21 protein-coding genes are annotated in these 24,883 nt (G+C 74.6%); 17 read left to right on the top strand and 4 right to left on the bottom strand.

The features are described from left to right. Positions 1–4: 4 nt before the first annotated feature. From ACQPYX_RS21700 to ACQPYX_RS21690, 3 genes are all read left to right on the top strand, one after another. Positions 5–1,270 (top strand): GNAT family N-acetyltransferase, encoded by a 1,266-nt coding sequence (locus ACQPYX_RS21700; RefSeq protein WP_433799353.1) that lies wholly within the window; start codon positions 5–7, stop codon positions 1,268–1,270. A gap of 208 nt (positions 1,271–1,478) precedes the next feature. Continuing rightward, positions 1,479–2,840: a hypothetical protein gene (locus ACQPYX_RS21695; RefSeq protein ID WP_433799352.1), complete on the top strand. Its 1,362-nt coding sequence runs from the start codon at positions 1,479–1,481 to the stop codon at positions 2,838–2,840. A 218-nt stretch (positions 2,841–3,058) separates the two neighbouring features. Further along, the gene (locus tag ACQPYX_RS21690) at positions 3,059–3,541 is read left to right on the top strand and encodes a hypothetical protein (protein WP_433799351.1); all 483 of its coding nucleotides are present in this window, start codon (positions 3,059–3,061) and stop codon (positions 3,539–3,541) included. 69 nt (positions 3,542–3,610) lie between these two features. Here ACQPYX_RS21690 and ligD read toward each other — a convergent pair whose 3' ends face one another. After that, positions 3,611–4,555 carry a non-homologous end-joining DNA ligase gene (ligD, locus tag ACQPYX_RS21685; RefSeq protein ID WP_433799350.1) on the bottom strand — a complete coding sequence of 315 codons (945 nt, stop codon included), beginning with the start codon at positions 4,553–4,555 and terminating at the stop codon, positions 3,611–3,613. A gap of 27 nt (positions 4,556–4,582) precedes the next feature. On the opposite strand from ligD, the gene ACQPYX_RS21680 reads away from it, so the two are divergent. Next, positions 4,583–5,983: an FAD-dependent oxidoreductase gene (locus ACQPYX_RS21680; protein ID WP_433799349.1), complete on the top strand. Its 1,401-nt coding sequence runs from the start codon at positions 4,583–4,585 to the stop codon at positions 5,981–5,983. Positions 5,984–6,033: 50 nt separating this feature from the next. Here ACQPYX_RS21680 and ACQPYX_RS21675 read toward each other — a convergent pair whose 3' ends face one another. Further along, the gene (locus ACQPYX_RS21675; RefSeq protein ID WP_433799348.1) at positions 6,034–6,336 is read right to left on the bottom strand and encodes a DUF2631 domain-containing protein; all 303 of its coding nucleotides are present in this window, start codon (positions 6,334–6,336) and stop codon (positions 6,034–6,036) included. A gap of 119 nt (positions 6,337–6,455) precedes the next feature. Between ACQPYX_RS21675 and dxr the strand changes: the two genes are divergently transcribed. The 8 genes from dxr to ACQPYX_RS21635 all read left to right on the top strand — a co-directional run bounded on the left by dxr (position 6,456) and on the right by ACQPYX_RS21635 (position 15,998). Then, entirely contained in the window at positions 6,456–7,628 is a 1,173-nt protein-coding gene (gene dxr, locus ACQPYX_RS21670) for a 1-deoxy-D-xylulose-5-phosphate reductoisomerase (RefSeq protein WP_433799347.1), read from the top strand. A 51-nt stretch (positions 7,629–7,679) separates the two neighbouring features. Continuing rightward, on the top strand, positions 7,680–8,996 hold the full coding sequence (locus ACQPYX_RS21665) for a M50 family metallopeptidase (protein ID WP_433803781.1): 1,317 nt from the start codon (positions 7,680–7,682) through the stop codon (positions 8,994–8,996). Positions 8,997–9,063: 67 nt separating this feature from the next. Then, positions 9,064–10,230: a flavodoxin-dependent (E)-4-hydroxy-3-methylbut-2-enyl-diphosphate synthase gene (ispG, locus tag ACQPYX_RS21660; RefSeq protein WP_433799346.1), complete on the top strand. Its 1,167-nt coding sequence runs from the start codon at positions 9,064–9,066 to the stop codon at positions 10,228–10,230. Between the two features lie 68 nt (positions 10,231–10,298). Further along, entirely contained in the window at positions 10,299–12,314 is a 2,016-nt protein-coding gene (locus ACQPYX_RS21655; RefSeq protein ID WP_433799345.1) for a prolyl oligopeptidase family serine peptidase, read from the top strand. 303 nt (positions 12,315–12,617) lie between these two features. Continuing rightward, positions 12,618–13,451, top strand: a complete 834-nt coding sequence (locus tag ACQPYX_RS21650) for a GNAT family N-acetyltransferase (RefSeq protein WP_433799344.1) — start codon at positions 12,618–12,620, stop codon at positions 13,449–13,451. A gap of 297 nt (positions 13,452–13,748) precedes the next feature. Continuing rightward, on the top strand, positions 13,749–14,138 hold the full coding sequence (locus ACQPYX_RS21645; RefSeq protein WP_433799343.1) for a DUF3054 domain-containing protein: 390 nt from the start codon (positions 13,749–13,751) through the stop codon (positions 14,136–14,138). 10 nt (positions 14,139–14,148) lie between these two features. After that, the gene (gene map / locus ACQPYX_RS21640; protein WP_433799342.1) at positions 14,149–15,006 is read left to right on the top strand and encodes a type I methionyl aminopeptidase; all 858 of its coding nucleotides are present in this window, start codon (positions 14,149–14,151) and stop codon (positions 15,004–15,006) included. Beyond that, positions 15,003–15,998, top strand: coding sequence for a dihydrofolate reductase family protein (locus tag ACQPYX_RS21635; protein WP_433799341.1), 996 nt, complete (start codon positions 15,003–15,005; stop codon positions 15,996–15,998). The genes map and ACQPYX_RS21635 overlap by 4 nt, the downstream gene beginning before the upstream one ends. Before the next feature lie 25 nt (positions 15,999–16,023). Here the strand turns inward: ACQPYX_RS21635 and ACQPYX_RS21630 are convergent, their stop codons facing one another. Continuing rightward, positions 16,024–16,560: an N-acetyltransferase family protein gene (locus ACQPYX_RS21630; protein WP_433799340.1), complete on the bottom strand. Its 537-nt coding sequence runs from the start codon at positions 16,558–16,560 to the stop codon at positions 16,024–16,026. A gap of 118 nt (positions 16,561–16,678) precedes the next feature. On the opposite strand from ACQPYX_RS21630, the gene ACQPYX_RS21625 reads away from it, so the two are divergent. From ACQPYX_RS21625 to ACQPYX_RS21605, 5 genes are read left to right on the top strand one after another with little or no spacing between them, the layout of a single operon-like run. Continuing rightward, complete coding sequence (locus ACQPYX_RS21625) at positions 16,679–17,416, top strand: ATP-binding cassette domain-containing protein (protein ID WP_433799339.1); 738 nt, start codon at positions 16,679–16,681, stop codon at positions 17,414–17,416. After that, the gene (locus ACQPYX_RS21620) at positions 17,413–18,198 is read left to right on the top strand and encodes an ABC transporter ATP-binding protein (RefSeq protein ID WP_433799338.1); all 786 of its coding nucleotides are present in this window, start codon (positions 17,413–17,415) and stop codon (positions 18,196–18,198) included. The genes ACQPYX_RS21625 and ACQPYX_RS21620 overlap by 4 nt, the downstream gene beginning before the upstream one ends. After that, positions 18,195–19,484: an MFS transporter gene (locus tag ACQPYX_RS21615; RefSeq protein WP_433799337.1), complete on the top strand. Its 1,290-nt coding sequence runs from the start codon at positions 18,195–18,197 to the stop codon at positions 19,482–19,484. The genes ACQPYX_RS21620 and ACQPYX_RS21615 overlap by 4 nt, the downstream gene beginning before the upstream one ends. After that, positions 19,481–20,965: an ABC transporter substrate-binding protein gene (locus ACQPYX_RS21610; RefSeq protein ID WP_433799336.1), complete on the top strand. Its 1,485-nt coding sequence runs from the start codon at positions 19,481–19,483 to the stop codon at positions 20,963–20,965. Before ACQPYX_RS21615 ends, ACQPYX_RS21610 begins: the two co-directional genes overlap by 4 nt. Then, positions 20,962–22,692 carry an ABC transporter permease subunit gene (locus ACQPYX_RS21605; RefSeq protein WP_433799335.1) on the top strand — a complete coding sequence of 577 codons (1,731 nt, stop codon included), beginning with the start codon at positions 20,962–20,964 and terminating at the stop codon, positions 22,690–22,692. The genes ACQPYX_RS21610 and ACQPYX_RS21605 overlap by 4 nt, the downstream gene beginning before the upstream one ends. On the opposite strand, the gene helD is transcribed toward ACQPYX_RS21605, so the two are convergent. Continuing rightward, positions 22,602–24,788, bottom strand: coding sequence for an RNA polymerase recycling motor HelD (gene helD / locus ACQPYX_RS21600; protein WP_433799334.1), 2,187 nt, complete (start codon positions 24,786–24,788; stop codon positions 22,602–22,604). The genes ACQPYX_RS21605 and helD overlap by 91 nt on opposite strands. Between the last annotated feature and the right edge of the window lie 95 nt (positions 24,789–24,883).

Genomic DNA, 24,883 nt, shown 5'->3' with positions numbered 1-24,883 from the left:
CGCGGTGGTGACACCGGAGGTGCGCACGTTCGGCCCCCGGGTCACCGAGGGCTCCGCCGACGCGGGCACGGTGGCGTGGACGCGCGCCCAGCTCGCCGCGTTCCTCGGTCCGCGTCTCGACCCGGACGTCCTCGCGCGGGTCGGCGCCGCCTTCGAGGGCAACCGGCTGCGCGGCGCGTACGCCGACCCGGACCCGACACCGGTCGCCACCCTGCGCTCCTGGGACGCGCGGCTCACGGTGCCCGGCGGGGACGTGCCGGCCGACGCGATCACCGGGATCGGGGTGCGCTCCACGCACCGCCGGCGGGGTCTGACCGACCGACTGCTCACCGAGGACCTCGGCGCGGCGGCCCGGGCCGGCGCGGCCGCCGCCGTGCTCACCTCCACCCAGGGCGCGCTCTACGAGCGCTGGGGCTTCGGCCTGGCCACCCACACCCGCCGGTTCACCGTCGACACGGCCCGGGCGCGCTTCCGGGACGCCGGGCCGCGCGGCACCCTGGAGATCGTCGAGCGCCCCGACGCGGCCCTCGCCCTCACCCGGCCCCTGCACGACCGCGCGCGCCGCCGGCACCCCGGCGCGTTGGAGCGGCTCGCGTCGCAGTGGGACCAGGTGCTCGTCGGGGCGGGCCCGTGGAACGGGCTCGAGCCCGACCGGCAGCGCCAGGTGGTCCTCTGGCGCGACGACGACGGGCACCCCGCGGGCTACGTCGTCGTGCGGGTCGAGGAGAGCTGGTTCGCCACCGGCTCGGGCACGCTCGGTGTGGTCGACCTCCAGGCCCTGACCCCGACGGCCTACACCGAGCTCTGGCGCCATCTCTGCTCGCAGGACCTCGTCGGCACCGTGACCTGGACGGACGCCTCGGTGGACGAGCCGCTGCCGTGGCTGCTCACCGACCCGCGGGCGGTGGTCGCGGGCGAGACGAAGCCGATGCTGTGGCTGCGGGTGCTCGACGTGCCCGCGCTGCTCGGAGCCCGGCGCTACCCGACCGAGGACGCGCTGGTGCTCGAGGTCGTCGACCCGCTCGGCCACGCCCGCGGGCGCTGGCGGCTCGACACGCACGACCGGCTCGCGCCCGCCGTCACGACCGTGACGGGGGAGCCCGACGTCGTGCTGGAGGCACCGACGCTCGGGTCGGTGGTGCTCGGCGGGGTGGATCCGCGGGTGCTCGTCCGGGCGAACCGCCTCGAGGAGCGGTCGGCCGGCGCCGCCGCCCGGCTGGCCCGGATGCTCGCGGCGCCGTCGGTGCCCTGGAACGGCACCCGGTTCTGACGTTTCCGACCGCGATTCCGTCGCTGTCCGATTGTTCTCGGATCGTCATGTAACTCGTTTGTTGTACGTGGTTTCGCCCGTTTGCGTCACCCACTCGGTTCGTCCCGCTCCGGACGAGGTGCGTCGTTAGGCCGATCGGGGATTGACTCTGCGTCACGAAGCGACTGCGGGGAGTCGCAACGCCACGCGATCCAAGGAGTCGAATCCATTGAACGCCGCACGCCGCGCAGTTGCTGCCGCCGCGATCGTCGTCACCGGGCTGGGGACCACGGTGGGTGTTGCCTCCGCTGACTCGTCGAACCGCATCTCGGCGACGAACACCACCGTCGGGAACGGCTTCGGTGACACCACCGGGGGCGACATCACGATCACCGCGACCAACACGTCCGACATCGCCAACGGCAACGTCATCGCCAGCGGGAACAACATCGCGCTGGGGGACATCACCAACGGCGACACCATCATCCGCAACACCTCGACCAGCACGACCACGGGCACCACCGGGACGGCCACCCCGCTCGCCGCCACGGACGCCCTCGGCACCATCACGATCCCGTCGGGTGGGCTCTCGGCGGCCGACTTCGCGGCGTCGGTGCAGGAGGCCATCGACCAGGCCCGGGCGCAGGCCCAGGCCCAGGCCGACGCGGCCCGGGTCTACGCCGAGGCGCTGCGGGACTTCTACGCCGGCGGCGGGATCGGCACCCTGCCGACGTTCCCGACCCTGCCGACGCTCCCGACGGTGCCGACCACGCCGGAGCTGCCGGAGGTCCCCGAGCTGCCGGGTACCGGTGGCCCCACCCCGACGATCCCCGACCTGGGTGACCTCTTCGGGGACGACTTCCCCTTCGGCCCGGGCGGCTCGCCGTTCGACGAGGACTTCCCGTTCGGTCCCGGGGGCTCGCCGTTCGACGAGGACTTCCCCTTCGGACCCGGGGGCTTCCCGGGCCTGCCGGGTCTGCCGGGCGGCGGACTGCCGGGCACGGGTGGCGACACCGGCGGTGACACGGGTGGCGACACGGGTGGCGACACGGGTGGCGACACGGGTGGCGACACCGGCGGTGACACGGGTGGCGACACCGGTGGCCTCCCCGACCTCGGCGAGGTCATCGACGACGGCAACCTGGTCGACGTGGACGCGCTGAACGACGCCACCTCCGGCGCGACGGACAACGACGTCATCGACGCGGACGCCCTGAACGACGACTCCGGTTCGGGTGACGACAGCGACCTGGTCGACCTCGACGCGCTGAACGAGGACTCGGGTTCGGGTGACGACAGCGACCTGGTCGACGTCGACGCGCTCAACGAGGACTCCGGCTCCGGCGATGACAGCGACCTGGTCGACGTCGACGCGCTGAACGACGACTCGGGCTCGGACGACGACAACAACCTGGTCGACGCCGACGTGCTGAACGAGTCCGACGACTCCGGCGACGGTGACCTGGTCGACCTCGACGTGGCCAGCGACAGCGACAGCGGCGACAGCGGCAACAGCGGCGACAGCGGCAGCGACGACGGGGGTGACAGCGGGGACAGCGGCGGCAGCCTGATCGACGTCGACGCCCTCTGATCCACCGGCACGAGCCGGCACGACCCGACGGGCCCGGCCCCGCTCCTGGTGAGCGGGACCGGGCCCGTCGTCGTGCGGCACCGCGGGAGCAACGGGGGTTCCTCACACGATCAGACCACGCACGGTCGAGATCCGTACCAGCGCTGTGAAGGCTCCGTTAGACCCTGCGTCACGCCCGGTCGCAATCCGTGATCGGGCTCTGCTCGGGGGAGACTCGCATGTCGATCGTTCGTCGCGCCGTCGTCGGAGCCGCCGTGCTCGGTGCCGGCCTCGCGTCCACCGTCGGGGTCGCGTCGGCCGCACCGTCCGTGCCGTCGGTGCCTGGGGTGGACGGGGCGATCGCCGCCGCCGACGCCGCCGCGCAGGCCGGCACGCAGGCCGGACTCAGCGGGGCGCAGGCCGGGCTGGACGCCGCGAACGCCGCCGCCACCGTTGCCCGGACCGTGGCCGGCGTCGACCTCCCCGGCCTCGACCGGCTCCCGACGTCCGTCCTGGACATCCCCGGCCTCACCCAGGGACTCGACGCGCTCCCGTCGGCCTCGGACTTCACCGACCTGCCGAGCCTGCCCACCGACCCGACGGAGTTCGGGGACACGCTCACCGCCGGGCTGCCCACCGGCGCGGACCTGACCGAGGGCCTGCCCACCGGCGCCGACCTCACGCCGGACCTCTCGGGGCTCGACGCCCTGCCCGGCGCCTGATCCGCCGTACCGACGACGGGGATCCGGCGCGCGCCGGGGGCGCGCCGGCACCCCTCGTCGGGACGGGGATCAGACCTCCGGGGCCTCCGGCTCCGGGGCCTCGTCGCGGTCGGCCCACTCCAGCAGCGGAGCGAGGTCGAACACGGCCTCGTCGATGCCCGCGTGCAGGTCGCCGAGCTCGGCGTAGCGCCCGGGCATCGTCGCGATGGTGAAGTCGCCGGGTTCGGCCCGGGAGATCTCGTCCCAGGTGACCGGCGCCGAGACGATCCCGAGCGGCGTGCCGCGCACCGAGTAGGCGCAGGCGATCGTGTGGTCGCGGGTGTTCTGGTTGTAGTCGACGAAGACGGTGCCGGGCGCGCGGTCCTTGCGCCACCACGCCGTCGTCACGAGCCGGGGGGCGCGCCGCTCCACCTCGCGGGCGAACGCCCAGGCGGCCCGCCGGACCTCGCCGAACGAGTGCTCCGGGCGGATGCGGACGTAGACGTGCAGGCCCTTGCCGCCGGAGGTCTTCGGGAAGCCGACCGCGCCGAGCTCGTCGAGCACCTCGTGCACCACCGTGGCCACCTGGCGCACCGTGTCGAACCCGACGCCCTCCAGGGGGTCGAGGTCGATGCGCCACTCGTCCGGGGACTCGACGTCGGCGGCGCGGGAGTTCCAGGGATGGAACTCGACCGTCGACATCTGCACCGCCCAGACGACGTCGGCGAGCGAGGAGACGCAGAGCTCGTCGGCGGTGCGGTTGTAGCGGGGGAAGCGGACCCGCACGGTCGGCACCCAGTCCGGAGCCCCCTTGGGCAGCCGCTTCTGGTGGACCTTGTCGCCGTCCACGCCGCTGGGGAAGCGGTGCATCATGCACGGCCGGTTCCGCAGGGCGTTGACGATGCCGTCGCCGACCGCCAGGTAGTAGTGCGCGAGATCGAGTTTCGTCTCCCCGCGCGCCGAGAAATACACCCTGTCCGGGTTGGTGAGCCGCACCGTGCGGCCGGCGACCTCGAGCTCGGCAGCTTCTGCCACGAGCGCACGCTAGCGGAGAGGGCACACATGACGCGCCGGATCGTCGTGATCGGCGGCGACGCCACCGGGATGAGCGCCGCCAACACCGTCCTGCGGCACACCGCCGCCGACGGCGGGGACACCCCCGAGGTGGTCGTGCTCGAGCGCGGCCACTACACCTCGTACTCCGCCTGCGGCATCCCGTACTGGATCGCGGGCGAGGTGTCCGAGCGCGACGACCTCGTCGCGCGGACGCCCGAGCAGCACCGCGAGGCCGGCATCGACGTGCGGATGCGCACCGAGGCGACCGCGATCGACGTCGAGAAGCAGATCGTGTCGTTCCGGGCGCTGGACGGCGACGGCGCCACGGGCGAGCTGGAGTACGACGACCTCGTCATCGCCACCGGAGCCACGCCGGTGTACCCGCCGCTGGACGGGATCGACGCCGAGGGCATCCACGGGGTGCAGTCCCTCGAGCAGGGCGAGCAGGTCGTCAAGGACCTGGACGCCTCGCAGGCCCGGCGGGCCGTCGTCGTGGGCGCGGGCTACATCGGTGTCGAGATGGCCGAGGCGATGCTCAGCCGCGGTCTCGAGGTGACGGTCCTCGACCGCGCGCCCGAGCCGTTCACCCAGGTCGATCCCGACCTCGGGGCGATCGTGCGGGACGCGATGGAGGGCATGGGCATCACCGTGCTCACGGAGACCTCCGTCGAGGGCTTCGACACCCGCGAGGACGGACGCGTCGCGGCGGTGCGCACCGGCGACGGGGCGGTCGCCGCCGACATCGTCGTGATCGGGCTCGGGGTGGCACCGAACGTCTCGATCGCGCAGGAGGCGGGACTGACGGTGGGACAGTCCGGCGGATTGGTCACCGACGTCCGGATGCGCTGCGTCAGCCACGAGAACATCTGGGCGGGCGGCGACTGCGTCGAGGTGCACCACCGGCTCTCGCAGAAGGGCGTCGCGATCGCGCTCGGCACGCACGCCAACAAGCACGGCCGGATCATCGGCACCAACCTGGCCGGCGGCTACGGCACCTTCCCGGGCGTCATCGGCACCGCGATCTCCAAGGTGTGCTCGCTGGAGATCGGCCGCACCGGGCTCGGTGAGAACGAGGCCCGGGCCGCCGGCTACGGCTTCGTCACCGCGACCATCGAGTCGTCGAACGTCGCCGGCTACATGCCGGGAGCGGAGATGATGACGGTGAAGGTCATCGCCGAGGAGCGCTCCGGGAAGCTGTTGGGCGCGCAGATCGTCGGGCGGGCCAACTCGGCCAAGCGCATCGACGTGTTCGCCACCGCGATCTGGAACGGGATGGGCCTGGAGGAGATGACCTTCATGGACCTCTCCTACGCCCCGCCGTTCTCCCCGACCTGGGACGCGGTGCTGGTGGCCGCCCGCAAGGGCGCGAAGGGCGTGCAGGACGACATCCCGCGCAGTCCGGCCTAGCGGCCGGATGTGAGCACTTTCCGTGGCCGGAGCCACGGAAAGTGCTCACATCAGCGGCGCCAGGACGTCCGGTTGCGGATGACCGAGCCCAGCGAGAGCGCGAAGAAGGCGATCGCGATCACGACGAGCCAGATGTCCTCCTGGCGCCCCTCGTGGTTGCCCCAGAGCATGATCAGGCAGATCGCGGCGACCAGGAAGCCGGACAGGCGCGCGACCTTCGGGTAGTGCCCGTGCCAGCCCCACTCGACCGAGGGCTCGTCGTCGGAGGAGACGCCGTTGACGACGACCGCCTGGTGGCTGTCGGCCTTCGCGACGTCGCCGTGCGCCTGACGGGCGGGGCTCGAGCTCGCCACGGGTCCTCCTGGTCTCCGACGGGCTGTCGGAGGTGAATCTATCGGTCCGGGCGGCTCCCGGCAGTCTCCGGGGCGTGTGACCGCGCCGATCGTGCCCCGGCACGCCAGGATGGGCGGCGATGAGCACCGCGCGCCCCGTCGTCCTGCTGGGATCCACTGGATCGATCGGCACCCAGGCGCTCGACCTCGTCCGCGCCCACCCCGACCGCTTCACCGTCACCGGCCTCGCCGCGGGCGGCGGGCGCCCCGACCTGCTCGCCGCGCAGGCCGCCGAGTTCCGGGTCCCGACGGTGGCCGTGGCCGACGAGGGCGCCCGGCCGGCGGTGCTCGAGGCGCTGCGCGCGGCGGGGAGCACGGCCGAGGTGCTCGCCGGGGCCGCCGCGATGACCGACCTCGCCGGCAGCGGCGCGGAGGGCACCGTCGTGCTGAACGCGGTCGACGGCTCCCGCGGGCTCGCGCCGACCCTCGCGGCGCTGCGCAGCGGGGCGACGCTCGCGCTCGCCAACAAGGAGTCGCTGGTGGCGGGCGGCCCGCTGGTGACGCGCGCGGCCACCCCCGGGCAGATCCTCCCGGTCGACTCCGAGCACTCCGCGATCGCGCAGTGCCTGCGCTCGGGCGCCCTCGGGGAGGTCGACCGGATCGTCCTGACGGCGAGCGGGGGCCCCTTCCGCGGCCGGACGCGGGCCGAGCTCGCGGAGGTCACGCTCGACGACGCCCTCGCGCACCCGACCTGGGCGATGGGCCCCGTGATCACGCTCAACTCGTCGACGCTGGTGAACAAGGGCCTCGAGCTGATCGAGGCGCACCTGCTGTTCGCCGTGCCGTACGAGCGCATCGACGTCGTGGTGCACCCGCAGTCGATGGTGCACTCCATGGTCACCTTCGCCGACGGCGCCACGATCGCCCAGGCCAGCCCGCCGGACATGCACCTGCCGATCGGGCTCGCGCTCGCCTTCCCCGACCGGCTGCCCGGGGCCTCGCCGCGCGAGACCTTCGCGGCCGCCCGGGCGTGGACGTTCGAGCCCCTCGACGCCGAGGCGTTCCCCGCCGTCGACCTCGCCCGCGCCGCCGGCACCGCCGGCGGCTGCCTGCCCGCCGTGTTCAACGCCGCCAACGAGGAGGCCGTGCGCGGCTTCCTCGCGGGCCGCGGCACGTGGCTCGGCATCGTCGACACCGTGGCGGACGTGCTGGGCAGCGCGACCGACTGGGCGGGCGACCCCCGCGACGTCGACGACGTGTACGCCGCCGAGGACTGGGCGCGCACCCGGGCGGGGGAGCTGCTGGCGGTCTGACACCGCCCCACGCCGAGATCACCGGGGCGCCCGCTACCGTGGCGCTCCGTGATGCTCGTCCTCGGGATCGTGCTCTTCGCGCTCGGACTGATGTTCTCCATCGCCTGGCACGAGCTCGGCCACTTCACCGCCGCTCGTCGCTTCGGTGTCCGCGTGCCCGAGTTCATGGTGGGCTTCGGTCCCACCGTCTTCGCCCGGCAGCGCGGCGAGACGTCGTTCGGCATCAAGGCGATCCCGCTCGGCGGCTACATCCGGATGATCGGCATGATCCCGCCGGCGCCCGGCGAGCGGATCGGCCGCAGCCGCCGGTCCGGGCCCTTCCAGGGACTCATCGACGACGTCCGCGCCGACTCGATCAAGGACATCCGTCCCGGCGACGAGGACCGGCAGTTCTGGACCCGCAAGCCGTGGCAGCGCATCGTCGTGATGTTCGCCGGGCCGTTCATGAACCTCATCCTGGCCGCGGTGCTGTTCATCATCGTGCTCATGGGCTTCGGCATCCCGACGGCCCAGCCGGTGGTCTCCTCGGTCAGCAAGTGCGTGGTGCCCGCCTCCCAGGCGACGACCACGACCGACTGCCCCCCGGGCGCCCCGCTGACCCCGGCGGCGCAGGCCGGGTTCCAGGCCGGCGACCGCATCGTCAGCTTCGACGGCCGCACCTACGACTCGTGGGAGGACATGCAGCAGGCGATCCGCGCGGCCTCCGGCACGGTCCCCGTCGTCATCGAGCGGCCCGTCCCCGGCGGCGGGTCGGAGACGCTCACGCTCTACCCGCGGCTCATCCAGACCCAGCTGCTGGACCTCGACTCCACGCAGGACCCGTCGAAGCCCACCTACGTCACCGGGTCCTTCCTCGGCCTGAGCCCGATCCAGCCCACGACCCGCCAGACCCCGGCGCAGGTGATCGACTTCGTCGGTGACATGGGGGTGCGGGCGGTGAACAGCATCATCGCCCTCCCGACGAAGGTGCCCGCGCTCTTCGGCGCGGTCTTCCTCGGCGAGCAGCGCGACGTCAACGGGCCGGTCAGCGTCGTCGGGGTGTCGGTGCTCGGCGGCGAGGTGCTCGCCTCGGACAGCCCGGTGGCGGCCGAGATCGCGATGATGCTGCAGCTGCTGGCGGCCGTGAACGTGTCGCTGTTCCTGCTCAACCTGCTGCCGATCCTGCCGCTCGACGGCGGGCACATCCTCCCGGCGCTCTGGGAGGCGACGAAGAAGCGGATCGCCCGGCTGCGCGGCCGCCCCGACCCCGGGCCGGTGGACATGGCCAAGCTGATGCCGATCGCATACGGCTTCGCGATCGTGATCATGCTCTACGGCGGGCTCGTGATCCTGGCCGACATCGTGAACCCGATCAAACTCAACCTGTAGGTGAACAGATGCCGGGGTCACGTCCGTGACCACGGCATCGTCGGGAACGCTCGGGCAGACTGGTGGCATGACGATCGACCTCGGCATGCCGGAGGCTCCCGCGGTGCTGGCGCCGCGGCGGAAGACCCGCCAGCTCGACGTCGGCGGCGTCGGCGTCGGGAGCGACCACCCGGTGTCGGTGCAGTCGATGACCACGACGCTCACCGCGGACATCAACGCCACGCTCCAGCAGATCGCGGAGCTCACTGCGGCCGGCTGCGACATCGTGCGCGTCGCCGTCCCCTCGGCCGACGACGCCGAGGCGCTCCCGGCGATCGCGAAGAAGTCCAACATCCCCGTGATCGCGGACATCCACTTCCAGCCCAAGTACGTGTTCGCCGCGATCGACGCGGGCTGCGCCGCCGTCCGCGTGAACCCGGGTAACATCAAGAAGTTCGACGACAAGGTCGGCGAGATCGCGAAGGCCGCGAAGGACGCGGGGACGCCGATCCGGATCGGCGTCAACGCCGGCTCGCTGGAGCCCTCGATCATGGCGAAGTACGGGAAGGCGACGCCCGAGGCGCTCGTCGAGTCGGCGCTCTGGGAGGCCTCGCTCTTCGCCGAGCACGACTTCCACGACATCAAGATCTCGGTCAAGCACCACGACCCGGTGACCATGGTCCGGGCCTACGAGCTGCTCGCCGAGCAGTGCGACTACCCGCTGCACCTCGGCGTCACCGAGGCCGGTCCGACGTTCCAGGGCACCATCAAGTCGGCGACCGCGTTCGGCGCGCTGCTCTCGCGCGGCATCGGCGACACGATCCGCGTCTCCCTCTCGGCGCCGCCGATCGAGGAGGTCCGGGTCGGCCTGTCGATCCTGGAGTCGCTCAACCTGCGGCCCCGCAAGCTCGAGATCGTCTCCTGCCCGTCCTGCGGGCGCGCGCAGGTCGACGTCTACAAGCTCGCCGACGAGGTGACCGCCGGCCTGGAGGGCATGGAGGTGCCGCTGCGCGTGGCCGTCATGGGCTGCGTCGTCAACGGCCCCGGCGAGGCCCGCGACGCCGACCTCGGCGTGGCCAGCGGCAACGGCAAGGGCCAGATCTTCGTCAAGGGCGAGGTCATCAAGACCGTGCCGGAGGCGCAGATCGTCGAGACCCTCATCGAGGAGGCCATGCGCCTCGCCGAGGAGGCCGGCTCGGCCGAGGAGCTCTCCGGCGGCACCGCGGGCGGGGCGCCCACCGTCACGGTCGGCTAGGTGGCTGCGCCCCGTGAGTAGAAATCCGTGCCCCGGCACGGATTTCTGCTCACAGGGACGATGTCCACATGGGCACCTTCGACGACCTCGACGCCTTCGTCGCCACCCGCCGTCAGGCCGGGCTCGCGCTCTCCCCGGACGGCGCGCGCCTGGTCACCACGGCCGCCGAGCTCTCACCCGAGGCCACCCGGTACGTCACCTCGATCTGGGAGGTCGACCCGCGCGGCGAGGAGCCCGCGCGGCGGCTGACGCGCTCCTCGCAGGGCGAGGCCTCCGCGGCGTTCGCCCCCGACGGCGACCTCTACTTCACCTCGGGCCGGCCCGACCCCTCGGCCGAAGCCGAGGAGGACGAGCCGGCCGCCCTGTGGGTGCTCCCGCGCCACGGCGGGGAGTCCCGGCAGGTCCTGACGGCGGGTGACGGCGTCTCGTCGTTCCAGGTCGCGCGGGACTCGGGGCACGTCGTCGTCGCGACGTCGGTGCCCGTCGGGCCCGCTCCCGGGTCGGACGACGAGACCGACCCGGCCGGGGCCCTGCGGGCCGCCCGGAAGAAGGCGGGCGTGTCCGCCCGGCTGCACACCCGGTACCCCGTGCGGTTCTGGGACCACGACCTCGGGCCCGGGCGCCCGCAGATCCGGGTCCACGAACCGCTGGCGGCGGACCGGCTGGCACCGGCCGTCGTCGTGATCGATCCGCTCGAGCCCGGGCAGCGGCTGCGCGAGCACGCCGTCAGCCCGGACGGGCAGGTGCTCGCGGTGGCCGTCGACGTGCGCGACCCGGAGGACCCGGCGGCGGTGCGGGTGCGGCTGGAGCTGCGGCGGGGGGACATCGCGGAGGTCGTCGCCGACGAGCCCGGCGTCGACCACGAGCGACCCACCATCACGCCCGACGGCCGGTGGCTGCTGTGGATCCGGGAGCGGCACGCGCAGCCCGGCCGCGCGCCTGCGCACACGCTGCTCGCGCGGCCGCTCGACGGCGGCGACGTGGTGACGGTCCTGCCGGAGGGGTGGGCGGCGCTGCAGTCGGTGGTCGGCGCCGCCGACCGCGACGCCGTGGACGTCACCGCCGACGAGCAGGGGCACTGCCCGGTGTTCCGGGTGTCGATCACCACGGGCGAGGTGGTGCGCCTGACCCGCTCGGGCGCGTACACCGACGTCGTCCCGACCCCCGAGGGCGGCGCGCTCTACGCCCTGCGCTCGGCGCCGGACGCGCCGCCGACCCCGGTGCGGCTCGACCCCTACGCGGCCGACCAGGACCCGACGACGTTGCCGGGTGCGACCGGGATCGACCCGATCCCGGGGACGTTGACCGAGGTGACCGCGAGCGGCTCCGACGGGGCGGCACTGCGGGGCTGGCTCGCGCTGCCGGAGGGCGACGGGCCGCACCCGCTGCTGCTGTGGATCCACGGCGGTCCGTTCGGCTCGTGGAACGCGTGGACCTGGCGGTGGAACCCGTGGGTGGCCACCGCGCGGGGGCACGCGGTGCTGCTGCCCGACCCGCGGCTCTCGACCGGGTACGGCCAGGAGTTCATGGACGTCTCGTCGGGGGCGTGGGGCGGCCTGCCGTACACCGACCTGATGGCGCTCACGGACGCCGCCGTGGCGCGGCCGGAGATCGACGCCGCACGGACCGCCGCGATGGGCGGGTCGTTCGGCGGCTACATGGCGAACTGGGTCGCGGGGCACACCGACCGGTTCGACGCGATCGTCACGCACGCCTCGATCTGGCACCTCGACGGCTTCGTCGGGACCACCGACGGCTCGTACCACTGGACGCGGCAGTGGGGTGATCCGATCGCCGACCGGGAGCGCTACGACGAGCACTCGCCGCACCGGTTCGCCTCGTCGATCACCACGCCGATGCTGGTGATCCACGGCGACAAGGACTACCGCGTGCCGATCGGCGAGGGGCTGCGGCTCTGGTACGACCTGCAGCGCCACGGGGTCGAGTCGCAGTTCCTGTACTTCCCCGACGAGAACCACTGGGTGCTCAAGCCCGGGGACGTCAAGGTCTGGTACTCGACGGTGTTCGCGTTCCTCGACCACCACGTGCTCGGGCACGAGTGGGCGCGGCCGGACCTGGTCTAGAGATGCCGAACGCCCGCCGCGGCGCTGCGGCGGGCGTGGTGGGGGAGCGGGGGGTCGGGGTCTCTCAGCGACGGGTGCGGCGCGGGTTTGCGACGCTGCCCTGACGCGCGAGGGCCTCCAGGGCGGTCGCGGCGTCGATGTCGTCCCGAGTGGTGTCGTCTGCCATGGCTCCAGGGTCCACGCCCGAGCTGTGCGGGTCATGTCCCGACACTGTGGCGATCGTGACGGTCCGGTGAAGCAACCGTGGCGAGGTGTACGGACCGTGCACGGTTCATGGCGCCCGTGGTGTGGCACTCTTGGGACGTGCTCCGTACCGCCGGTGCGCGGCTCCTCGACGACCGTGACCGGTCGAGGGTGCGCGGTGTTCTCGACGCTGACCCGGTCGCGACCTGCATGGTCGCGTCGCGGGTCGAGACCGTGGGCGTCGAGCCCTGGCGTCTCGGCGGTGAGCTGTGGGGCGTGGGCGGCCGGCTGGACGGGCTGTGCTTCTCCGGCGCGAACCTGGTGCCGCTGCGGGGCGAGCGCGCCGCCGTGCGCGCCTTCGCCGAGCGGGCGCGGCGCAACCGGCGCACGTGCTCGTCGCTGGTCGGCCGGCGGGAGCTGGTGCTGCCGCTGTGGGAGGAGCTCGCCGAGCACTGGGGCGAGGCCCGTGAGGTGCGCCCCGACCAGCCGCTGATGGCCACCGACTCGAACCCGTCGATCATCCCCGACCGCGCCGTCCGCCAGGCCCGCCCCGACGACATGGAGCGCTACCTCCCGGCCGCGATCGCGATGTTCCTCGAGGAGGTCGGCGTCGACCCGCGGCTCGGTGACGGCGGGGCCGGCTACCGCGCGCGGGTGTCGGAGCTCATCGCGTCCGGGCGGGCGTTCGTGCGCTTCGAGCAGGGCGAGGTCGTGTTCAAGGCGGAGGTCGGCGCCCTGTCGACCCGGGTCGGACAGATCCAGGGTGTGTGGGTGCACCCGGACTGGCGCGGCCGCGGGCTCGGGCAGGCCGGCACTGCCGCCGTGGTGGACCACCTGGTCCGCGCCGGCCGGATCGCGTCGCTGTACGTGAACGCGTTCAACACCCCGGCTCGTGCGGCCTACGCGCGGGTGGGGTTCCAGCAGGTCGCGAGCTTCGCCACCGTGCTGTTCTGACGACTTTCCCCGTGGCAGCGAAGCGTCGTTGCCGGCGTCCAGTGGCAGGTTCGCCACTTTCTCGGCGGCCCGACCCACGGGGAGCACGATCGCGACGAGCCGAGCGATGTGATCGGTGAGCGAGCACCTCGCTCCGCAGAACAGGATCTTGGCCGACGACGGCGTCAGCGCCGCCGCGACGATGTGGCTTTCCTGGCGTCCAGTGCAAGCAATGACGCTTTGCTGGCACGGCGAGCGCTGTCACGGCGAGCGCTGTCACGGCGAGCGGGGCAGGGCGGGCGGCCTACCCTCGAGCACGTGCGCACCCGTGCCCTCGCCCTGATCGACCTCCTCGCCGTGCTGGTGTTCGCCGCCATCGGACGGCGCGCCCACGACGAGAGTGCGCAGGGCGTCGCCTACGCAGTCGGGCAGATCGTCGGCATCGCCACCCCGTTCCTCCTGGGCGCGCTGGTCGGTGCGCTGATCGCGAGGAGCTGGCGCGACCCCCTGAGCTGGCGTTCAGGGATGGCCGTCTGGCTCGGCGCTGTGGTGATCGGCCTCGCCCTGCGCGCGATCCTGTTCGACCGCCTGCCGCTGAGCTTCATCGTCGTCGCCACGATCTCGCTCGCCGTGCTGGTCCTGGGCTGGCGGGCCGTGGTGCGCGCCGTCACGGCGGTGCGGGGGAGGCGCCACCACCAGGAAGCCTAGGGTGGAGGGCATGCCGGTGCGTGCCCCTCTGCGCCCCGGGCGGCAGACGCCTCTGCGCCCGGTGCCGTCCTCCATCCCGCGGCCCGAGTACGTCGGGAAGCCCGCTCCCGCGCGGTCGACCGACCCGTGGGTGCAGGACCCCGAGACGATCGAGAAGATGCGGCACGCGAGCCGGATCGCCGCGCAGTCGTTGCAGGCCGGCGGCGAGGCCGTGCAGCCGGGCGCCACCACCGACGAGGTCGACCGGGTCGTCCACGAGTTCCTCGTCGACCACGGCGCCTACCCGTCGACGCTCGGGTACCGGAACTTCCCGAAGTCGTGCTGCACCTCGCTCAACGAGGTCATCTGCCACGGCATCCCCGACTCGACGGTGATCGAGGACGGCGACATCGTCAACATCGACGTCACCGCCTTCATCGACGGCGTGCACGGCGACACCAACGCCACGTTCCTCGCCGGGGACGTCGCCGAGGAGGACCGCCTCCTCGTCGAGCGCACCCACGAGGCCACGATGCGCGCGATCAAGGCCGTGAAGCCGGGGCGTGAGCTGAACGTCGTCGGGCGGGTCATCGAGGCCTACGCCAACCGCTTCGGCTACGGCGTCGTCCGCGACTTCACCGGTCACGGCATCGGGCGCACCTTCCACAGCGGCCTCGTGGTGGTGCACTACGACGACCCGTCGCGCCACGAGATGCTCGAGCCCGGCATGACGTTCACGATCGAGCCGATGATCACGCTCGGCTCCATCGACTACGACATCTGGGACGACGGGTGGACGGTGACGACGAAGGACAAGTCGCGCACCGCCCAGTTCGAGCACACGATCCTGGTCACCGACACGGGCAGCGAGATCCTGACGCTGCCGTGAGGCCGCACGTCCTCGCCAGCTGCGCCGTGTCGCTCGACGGCTTCCTCGACGACGCCACCCCGCAGCGCCGCATCCTCTCCGGCCCGGCCGACCTCGACCGGGTCGACGAGGAGCGGGCCAGGGTCGACGCGATCCTGGTCGGCGCGGGCACGGTCCGCGCGGACGACCCGCGCCTGCTCGTCCGGGCGCCCGAACGTCGCGCCGCGCGTGCCGCGCAGGGCCTCCCGGAGAGCCCGCTGCGGGTCGTCCTGACGACGACGCGCCCCGCCGCCGACGCGCGGGTCCACACCGGATCCGCCGAGACGATCACGCTGGCCGGCACCCCCGACGAGGTCCTCGACGCCCTCGGGCGCCGCGGCGTGGTCCGGCTGATGGTCGAGGGCGGCGCCGCCGTCCTGCGCGAGTTCCTGACGACGGGGCTGGTCGACGAGCTGCAGCTGGTGCTGGCCCCGCAGCTCGTGGGCGACGGTCCGCGGTTCACCGGCGGCGGACGCCCGCCGCACCTCGTCGAGACCCGCACGATCGGCGGTGACGTCCTGCTGCGGTACCGCTTCGGACAGGCCGACGACCGCCACCTGGCCGAGGCCTGCGTGCTCGCCGAGCAGTGCCCGCCGTCGGCGACGGCGTTCAGCGTCGGATGCGTCGTCGTGGCCGAGGACGGCACGGTCCTCGGCACCGGGTGGTCACGGCGGGACCACCCGCTCGACCACGCCGAGGAGGGCGTGCTGCGCGGCCTCGGCAACGACCCGCGGCTGCGCCGGGCGACGCTCTACAGCTCGCTCGAACCGTGCGGCGAGCGCGCGTCGCGACCCGACCCGTGCGCCGCCCTCATCGCCCGCGCCGGCATCCCGCGCGTGGTGTACGCGTGGCGTGAGCCGCCGGAGTTCGTCGCCGCCCCGAGCGGGTCGGAGCAGCTCGCGGCGGTCGGCGTGGAGGTCGTCCAGCTATCGCGGTGGGAGCCGCTGGCCCGGAGGTGCGCTACGCGCCTGTGAGTACTCATCCGTGCCAGAGCACGGATTACTGCTCACGAGGCGGAGCCACCTCGAAGTGCACCGTCGACCACGGGTCGGGGCGGGCGTCGAACACCTCGACGAGCCCGGGGAACGCCCGCCAGAACGCCAGCGCGCCCGGCACGGAGGCGTTCGTGTGCAGGCAGACGATCTCGAACCGCTCCACCGCCCAGTCCACCGCGGCCTGCGCGAGGGTCCGCCCGACCCCGCCGCGCCGGGCCGACGGCGCCACCCACACCCGGCAGACCTGACCGACCGACGCCGACGCGTACCGCGCCGCGAGCCAGTCCGGGACGAACTCGGGCTGCGGTCCGCCCGGGCGGACCGAGGCCGTCCCCGCCACCGTCCCGTCCTCGGCCCAGCTGACCAGCAGCACCCGGTCGGTCTGGTCGAGGTAGGCGGCCGCGAGGTCGTCGACGTCGGCGTGGAAGCGCGGGTCGTGGCCCCCGAGCTCGACGAGCATGGCGCGCATGTGGCGCTCGATCGCCGGCAGGTCCTCGGGCCGGGCGGGACGCACGGTCGGCTTCCCGAGAGCGACGGTCATCGGCATACTCTTGCACACCACCGGCAGCAGACACATCTGAGCGACTGGCACTCACTCGCTGCGGTCGACGTCACCCAGTAGAGACAATGACACTCGTTCTCATTTAGGGTTCCCGACGATGTCCGATCACGTGCTCGATGTCCGGGAACTGCGGGTCGTGATCGGTGGCCACGTGGCCGTGGACGGCATCGACCTGACGATCGGTCCCGGCGAGCGGTGGGGCCTGATCGGCGCGTCCGGGGCCGGCAAGTCGATGACGGCGACCGCGGTGGCGGGTCTCCTCCCGCCGCACGCCCGGGTCGAGGGCGTCGTCCACCGGACCGGCCGCGCCACCCTCGTCGCGCAGGACTCCGCCACCGCCCTGCACCCGCTCGTGCCCGTGGGCCGCCAGGTCGCCGCCGCGCTGCGTCGCCACCACGAGCTCTCCCGCCGTGCCGCGGCCCGCCGCGCCGAGGACCTGCTCGCCGACGTCGGCCTGCCCGACGGCACGGCCCGCACCCGGCCCGCCGAGCTCTCCGGCGGGCAGCGTCAGCGCGTCGCCCTCGCCGCCGCCCTCGCCTGCGACGCGGCCCTGCTCCTCGCCGACGAGCCCACCGCCGCCCTCGACCCGACCGTCGCCCGCGACCTGCTCGCCCAGCTCCGCCGCTCGCTGGACGCGACGGGCACCGCCCTCCTCCTCGTCACCCACGACCTCACCGCCCTCGCCGCCGTGTGCGACCACGTCGCCGTCCTCGACGAGGGCCGCATCGTCGAACGCGGCCCCGTCGACGACGTCCTCGCCGCCCCGGCCCACGAGTGCACCCGCGCCCTCGTCGACGCCGCCCGGTCCCTGGTCCCGCGCGCCCTGCCCGCATGACGCCGACCCTCGAGGCCGTCGGGCTCCGCCGCGCCTACCGCGTCCCGGGTGCCCGCCCCTGGCGCCGCACCACCCGGACCGCGCTCGACGGCGTCGACCTCACCCTCGCGGCCGGCCGCTCCCTCGCGCTGGTGGGGGAGTCCGGGGCCGGGAAGTCGACGCTGCTGCGGATGCTGCTCGGCCTCGAGGTTCCCGACGACGGGTCGGTGCGGTTCCGGGGCGCGCCGGTCACCCCCGACGCCCCGGGGCGGCTGCGCCAGGAGGTCGGCGTCGTCGTGCAGGACGCGGGCAGCTCGCTCGATCCCCGGGCGAGCGTGCGCGCCAGCCTGCGCGAACCCCTCGAGTGCCTCGACGGCTGGAGCGGCGTCGACCACGACGCGCGGGTCCTGGAGCTGATGGCCGCCGTCGGACTCGACCCCGGGACCGTCGACCGGCGCCCCAGGCAGTTCTCCGGTGGGCAGCGCCAGCGGATCGCCCTGGCCCGCGCGCTGATCGCGAACCCGTCGGTGCTCGTCGTCGACGAGCCGTTCTCCGCCGTCGACCCGGCGACCCGCGCCCGCCTGGTCACCCTGCTGCGCGCCCTGGTCGACCGCTCCGGCATCCAGGTCCTGCTCGTCACCCACGACCTCGGGGTGGCCGACCGGCTCTGCGACGACGTCGTGGTGCTCGCCCACGGGCGGGTCGCCGAGGCGGGCCCGCTCGCCGAGGTCTTCGCCCACCCCACCTCCGCCGCGGCCGCCGACCTGCTCGGCGCCGTCGGGCGGCTGCCGGCGGCACGATGACCAGGCCCGCCGCGACGGGCCTGCGCGCCACCCTGCGCCGCTGGTCGATCGTGTCGCGCCTCGGCGAGCTCCCCGCCCCGATGCGCCTGATCGTGCTCGGACAGCTCGCCTTCAACACCGGCTTCTACCTGGTGCTGCCGTTCTTCGCGGTGCACCTCGGGCAGAACCTCGGGCTCTCCGGCGCGGCGATCGGGCTGCTGCTCGGTCTGCGGACCTTCAGCCAGCAGGGCCTGTTCGTGGTCGGCGGGGCACTGGCCGACCGGTTCGGGACGAAGCCGGTGGCGGTCACGGGGTTCGTGGTGCGCATCGCGGGCTTCGTCGTCCTGGCGTTCGCCGACGCCCTGCCGCTGCTGGTCGTCGGGACGGTCGCGGTCGGGTTCGCGGCCGCCCTGTTCTCCCCGGCGGTGGAGTCCGAACTCGCCCGGCAGGCCGGCCGGTCGACCCTGCCCCGCGCCGAGGTCTTCGCCATGTTCGGGGTGTGCGGGCAGATCGGCGTCGTCGTCGGGCCCGTGCTCGGGGCGCTGCTGCTCGCGGTCGACTTCTCCGTCACCGCGCTCGCCGCGGCCGCGGTGTTCGTCGTCGTCCTCGTCGTCTTCGTGGTGGTCATGCCCCGTGAGCCGGGCGCCCACGCGGCCGACCCGGTGCTCGCGGGCTGGCGCGAGGTCGCCCGGGACCGGGCCTTCCTCGCCTTCGCCGTCGCGTACTCGTCGTGGCTGCTGTCCTACAACCAGCTCTACCTGCTGCTGCCGATCGAGCTCACCCGGGTCGGCGCGCCCGGCGCCCTCGGCGTGCTGTTCCTGCTCTCGGCGCTGCTCGTGATCCTGCTGCAGCTGCCGTGCGCCGCCCTCGCCCGGCGCCTCGGGCCGCGCCGGGCCCTGCCCGCCGGCTTCGTCGTGCTCTCCCTCGCCTTCGCCTCGACGGCGGCGCTGACGCTGCTGCCGGTCCCGGCGGGCGGGTGGCGGGTCGCGCCCGCGGTGCTGTTCGTCGTGCTGCTCACGCTCGGCGAGATGGCCGTGGTGCCGCTGGCCCAGGACGCCGTCGGGCGGTTGGCGGGTGAGCGGCGGCTCGGCAGCTACTTCGGGGTCCTCGCGACGGCGGGCGGGGTGGTCGTGCTCTTCGGCGGCATCGGCCTCGGCGCGCTCGTCGACCCCGCCGTGCCCCCGGCCGTCCCGTGGACGGTCACCGCCCTCCTGCCCGCCGCCAGCGCGATCGCGCTCGCGGTCCTCGCCCGCCGGGTCCCGGCCCTGGGCGCGGCTCCCGACACCCCCGAGAGGAACCCCGCGTGAGACGCCTCGTCCCTGCCCTCGTGGCCGCGCTGCTCGTCCTCGCCGGCTGCTTCAGCGGCGGCGGCGGGACGGCGGCCGCCCCGGACCGGCTCCGGGTCGCGTTGTCCTTCCCGCCGACCGCCGGCCTCACGCCGTACGGGAACGAGGCGGTGCTCGCGACCCGGCTCGGCGTCACCGAGGCGCTGACCACCCTCGTCGACGGCGAGCCCCGGCCCGGCCTGGCCACCGCCTGGACGCAGACCTCCCCGACGACGTGGCGCTTCACCGTCCGCCCCGGCGTCGCCTTCCACGACGGGAGCCCGGTCACCCCGGCCGCCGTCGCGAACGCGTTGAACCGGGCCGCCGTCGCGACCCCGGTCCCGCGGGCGATCTCGTCGCTGGCGAAGTCGGGCACCGCGCTGGCCGTCGTGCCCGAGGGGGACGGCGTCGTCGTGACGACCCCGGTGCCCGACCCGGTGCTGCCGAACCGGCTGGCCTCGCCCGAACTCGTGATCCTGGGCGAGGCCGCCTACGCGAACCCGGCGCGCCCGAGCCCCGTGCGCGCCGGGACCGGCCCGTTCGTGCTGACGGCCGTGCAGGGGTCGGCCGGCGCGACGCTGGACCGGAACCCGGCCTGGTGGGGCGGACCGGTGCGGGCCGCGGGGATCGACGCCCGGTTCCTCGCCGACGGCGCAGCCCGCGCCAACGGGGTCCGGGCCGGCGAGTTCGACGTCGCCGACGCCATCCCGGTCTCCCAGGCCGCGGCGATCACCGCGCCGGCGCAGGTCGTCGGGGTCCCGCTGCCGCGCAGCGTCGCGGTCTACCTCGACCAGCGGTCGCCGGTGCTCGCGGACCCGGGCCTGCGCGCGGCCGTCCGCGACGCGCTGCGCCCCCTCGACGTCGCCCGCACCGTGTACGACGGCCGCGCCGACGCGGCCGGCGCCCTCTTCGGCCCCGCCACCCCCTGGGCCGCGGCCCGCCCGCCGCGGACCGACGCCCCGGCCACCCCGCCGAACGGCGCCCGACTCCGGCTCGCCACCTACTCCAACCGCGCCGAGCTCCCGGAGATCGCGACGGCGGATGCCGACGCGCTGCGCCGGGCCGGGTTCACCGTCGACCTCACGGTCGTCGACAGCGCGGCGTTCGAGGCGCAGCTGGGCACGGGCGCCTACGACGCGGCGATCGTCAGCCGGTCGCAGCAGCTCGACACCGGCGACCCGGTGAGCTACCTGGCGAGCGACGTCGGCTGCGCGGGCGGCTACAACTGGGCCCGCTTCTGCGATCCCGCCACCGACGTGGTCCTCGCGCAGGGCGGCGCCTCGTCCGACCTCATCGTGCGCCGCCGGGCGGCGCTGGAGGCCGAGGCCCGCGTGCTGTCGGCCGACGCGGTGGTCCCGCAGGTCACCGAGCGCGCACGGCTCGGCGTCGGCGGGGGCGTCACGGGCGTGGCGCAGGACCCGACGGAGGTCGCGCTGATCACCTCGGCCACGGCCCGCTCGTGATCCGGACGGTCCCGACGAGCGCAGCCGTCACCCTGCGGCCGCTCGCGGCCGCGGCGACGACGGTCGTCGGCCTGGTCGTGCTGGTCGCCGCCCTGCCGTGGCTGTGGGACACCGACCCGGCGGCCTCGGTCCTGCGCACCCGGTACGCCGAGCGCGGCGCCGACCCGGAGACGCTCGACGCGCTGCGCCGCGAGCTGGACCTGCCGTCGAACCCGGTGGTGGGGGCCGCGCAGTGGCTCGGCGGGCTCGTCCGCGGTGACCTCGGGACGTCGTGGGTGAGCCGGGTCCCGGTGGCCCCGGACGTCCTCTCCGCGCTCGGTGTCTCGCTGACGCTCTCGGTCGGTGCCGCCGTCGTGGCCGGGGTCGTCGCCGCCCTGCTGCTCCTGCCGACCCTGCTCGCCGGCGTCCGCGGACGCCCGGGCGGGCGCGGCGCCGGGGTCGTCGCCGCGGTGCTGGCGGCGCTGCCCGAGATCGTGCTGGGCAGCGTGCTCGTCCTGGTCCTCGGGGTCGGCGCCCGGGTGCTGCCGACCTCCGGCTTCGCCGGGCCGCAGTACCTCGTGCTGCCCGCCCTCGCGCTCGGCGTCCCGGCGGGCGGCCTGCTGGCGCGGCTGCTCTCCGCGTCGGTCGAGTCGACGCTGGCCGAGGGGTGGGTCCGGTCCTGGCGCTCGTGGGGGTTGTCGACGGCGAGCCTGGTCCTCGGTGTCGCGCGCCGCGCCGTGGCGGTCGCCGTCCCGCAGATCGCGCTGCTCGTCGTCGGCCTGCTCGGGGCGGCCGTGGCGGTCGAGCAGCTGTTCGCGATCCCCGGCATCGGGTCGACCGCCCGCGACGCCGTGCTCGCCCAGGACCTCCCGACCGTCCAGGCGGCCGTCACGCTGCTCGTCGTCCTCGGGCTCGGGCTCGGCGGGCTCGGCGTGCTCCTGCACCGGACGCTGCTCGGTCCGGCCCTCACCGGCCGCGAGCTCGCCGGTGCCGCCGTCGAGGCCCCGACCCCGGGCCGGGGCCGCGTCCCGGTGGCGGTCGCGATCGGACTGCTCGCGCTCGTCGTCGCGGGCCTGCCCCGCGACCCGTCCGCGGGACCCGACGCCGTGAAGCTCGCCCCGCCCTCGTGGTCGCTGCCACTCGGCGCGGACGCGAACGGGCGCGACCTCTACGCGCGCTTCGCGCACGGCGCCCTGCTGACCGTGGGCAGCGCCGTCGCGATCACGGCGGTGTGCCTGGTGGTCGGCCTGGCCGTCGGGGTCGGCGCCCGCTCCGCCCGGCCCGGCGCCGCCGACGTGCTCAACGCCCTGCCGCCCGTGTTCGTCGGGCTGGTCGTCGCCGCGGTCGCCGGGCCGGGCCTGCTCGGCGCCGCCGTCGCGGTGGCGCTCGTCGGCTGGGTTCCGCTCGCCGTGCACGCCCGGACCCTCGCGGCCGAGGCCCGGGCGTCGGGCTACGTGCGCGCGGCCGAGCTGGTCAACGCCTCCCGCGGCCGGATCGCGCGCCGGCACGTGCTCCCGGCCGTCGTGGGACCCGTGACGCGGCACGCGCTCGCCCGCGTCCCGCACGCCGCGCTCGCCCTCGCGGCGCTCTCCTTCCTCGGGCTGGGCGCGCCGCCGGACTCCCCGGAGTGGGGCGCCATGCTCGCCGCCTCGCAGGGCTACCTCGAGCAGGCGCCCTGGACCGTCCTCGCGCCGGTCGTCGGGCTGCTCGCCCTCGCCGCCGTCCTGGCCTCGGTCCGCGAGAGATAGGCCGGCGCGGCACCCGCGTGGAGCACCCCGAGGCGCTGCGTGGCGCGGGTCAGCGCCACGTAGAGGTCCGCCGGGTTCGCGGCGAGGATGCGGTCCGGGTCGACGACGAGCACGGCGTCGAACTCCAGGCCCTTGGTCTCCGACGCCGGCACCGTCCCCGGCACCCCGGGCGGCCCGATCACCACGCTGGTGCCCGCGCGCCCGGCCTCCTCCGCGGTGAAGGCCGCGATCGCGGCGGACGGATCGTCGTCCACCCGCTGCGACCAGGGCCGGATCCCGGTGGCCCGCACCGACTCCGGCGGCCGGACGCCCGGGGCGTAGCCGGCGAGGACCCGCACCGCGACGGCGAGGATCTCCGCCGGGGTCCGGTAGTTCACGGTGAGCGCGCGGTAGACCCAGCGGCCCGGCACGTACGGGTCGAGCATGTCGCCCCAGGACCGCGCGCCGGCGGGGGAGCGGCGCTGCGCGAGGTCGCCGACCACGGTGAACGACCGCGCCGGGCACCGCCGCATCAGCACCCGCCAGTCCATCGCCGAGAGTTCCTGCGCCTCGTCGACCACCACGTGCCGGTAGGTCCAGTCCCGGTCGGCGGCGGCCCGGTCGGCGAGGTCGCGGGTGTCGACCTCGGTGAACCGGTCGGCCAGGACGTCGGCGTGGGTGAGGTCCTGTACCCGCACCCCGAGGTCCTCGTCGAGCTCCTCGCGGTCGAGGGTCAGCACCTCCATCACCCCGGCCGCGTACTCGGCCTGCTCCGCCGCGTCCCGACGACGGACCGCGGCGGCCGCGCGCTCCGCCGCCGGATCGGCGCCGAGCAGGTCGACCAGTTCGTCGAGCAGCGGCACGTCGGACACCGTCCACGCGTCCCCCACGGCACGGTGCAGGACCGGGTCGTCGGTGGTGGCGTAGAACCCGGCGAGCAGCTCCGCCGGGGTGAGCACGGGCCACAGCGCGTCGACGGCGCGCGCGAGCCCCTCGTGTGCGGCGACCTCGGCGGCGACGTCGACCCGCAGCGGTGCCCGGTCGGCGGCCGACAGCGCGTCCCGCCCGATCCGGCTCACCGCCCGCTCGGTGAGCGCCCACCGCACGATCTCCACGAAGACCTCGCGGGCCTCGTTGTGCGGCCGCCCGCTCGCCCGCGCCTCGTCCCGCGCCCAGCCGGCGACGTCGACGCCGAGGTGCACGGTGGTGTCGGTCAGTTCGACCGGCACCGGCTCCGCCGGCAGCCGCTGCCGGTCGGCGACGGCCTGCGCGAGCACGTCGAGGACCGTCAGGGCACCCTTGCGCCGCGCGGCCGGCGCGGAGTCCTCGCGGGTGACGTGCAGCCCCGGGACGAGTCCGCCCGGCGTCGTGAACACGACGTCGGACTCGCCGAGCGAGGGCAGGACCCGGTCGACGTGCCGGACGAACGCCCGGTTCGGGCCGACGACGAGCACGCCGTGCCGCTCGATCCGGGCCCGCTCCGTGTAGAGCAGGTAGGCGACACGGTGCAGGGCGACGACCGTCTTGCCCGTGCCCGGGCCGCCCTCGATCACGACGACGCCGGGATGGTCGAGCCGGATGATCTCGTCCTGCTCGGCCTGGATGGTGGCGACGATGTCGCGCATGCCGTCACCGCGTGGGGCGTTCACGGCGGCGAGCAGGGCGGCGTCCGAGCCCGGCTCCCCGGTCCCGGTCAGGTCCTCGTCGGTGATGGTGACGAGGTCCCGGCCGCGGGTGTGGAACTGCCGGCGCCGACGCAGCCCCTCGGGGTGCGCACCGGTCGCGGTGTAGAACGGCCGGGCGGCCGGCGCGCGCCAGTCGAGGAGCACCGGCTCGTCGGTGTCGCGGTCGCGCAGGCCGATCCGGCCGACGTAGAGGGGCTCGCCGTGGTCGGGGTCCAGCCGGCCGAAGCACAGCCCGTGGTCGGCGACGTCGAGGCGCCGCCTCCGCGACGCGGTCTCCCGCACCCGCACGTCGCGGTCCATGGCCGCCTCGCCGTCCTCCCCCCGCAGGGCCGCGGTGTACTCGTCGTGGACCCGGCGGCGCTCCTCGTCGAGCCGGTCGTACAGGTGGGCCAGGTGCTCGCGCTCGAGGTCCAGCTCGTGGTGGTCGGTCACGGTCCCCCTCGGTCGTTCCCGCTGGTCAGCGGCGTGCGAGAGGAGAGTGTGGAGGCGGTACCGGGTCTTGTGGCAAGCCCCGTGCTGCGCTATAC

Source organism: Actinomycetospora sp. CA-084318 (assembly GCF_050955885.1).
GTDB lineage: Bacteria > Actinomycetota > Actinomycetes > Mycobacteriales > Pseudonocardiaceae > Actinomycetospora.
The sequence above is the reverse complement of the archived record's forward strand: the minus strand, read 5'-3'. Positions and strand labels throughout refer to the sequence as shown.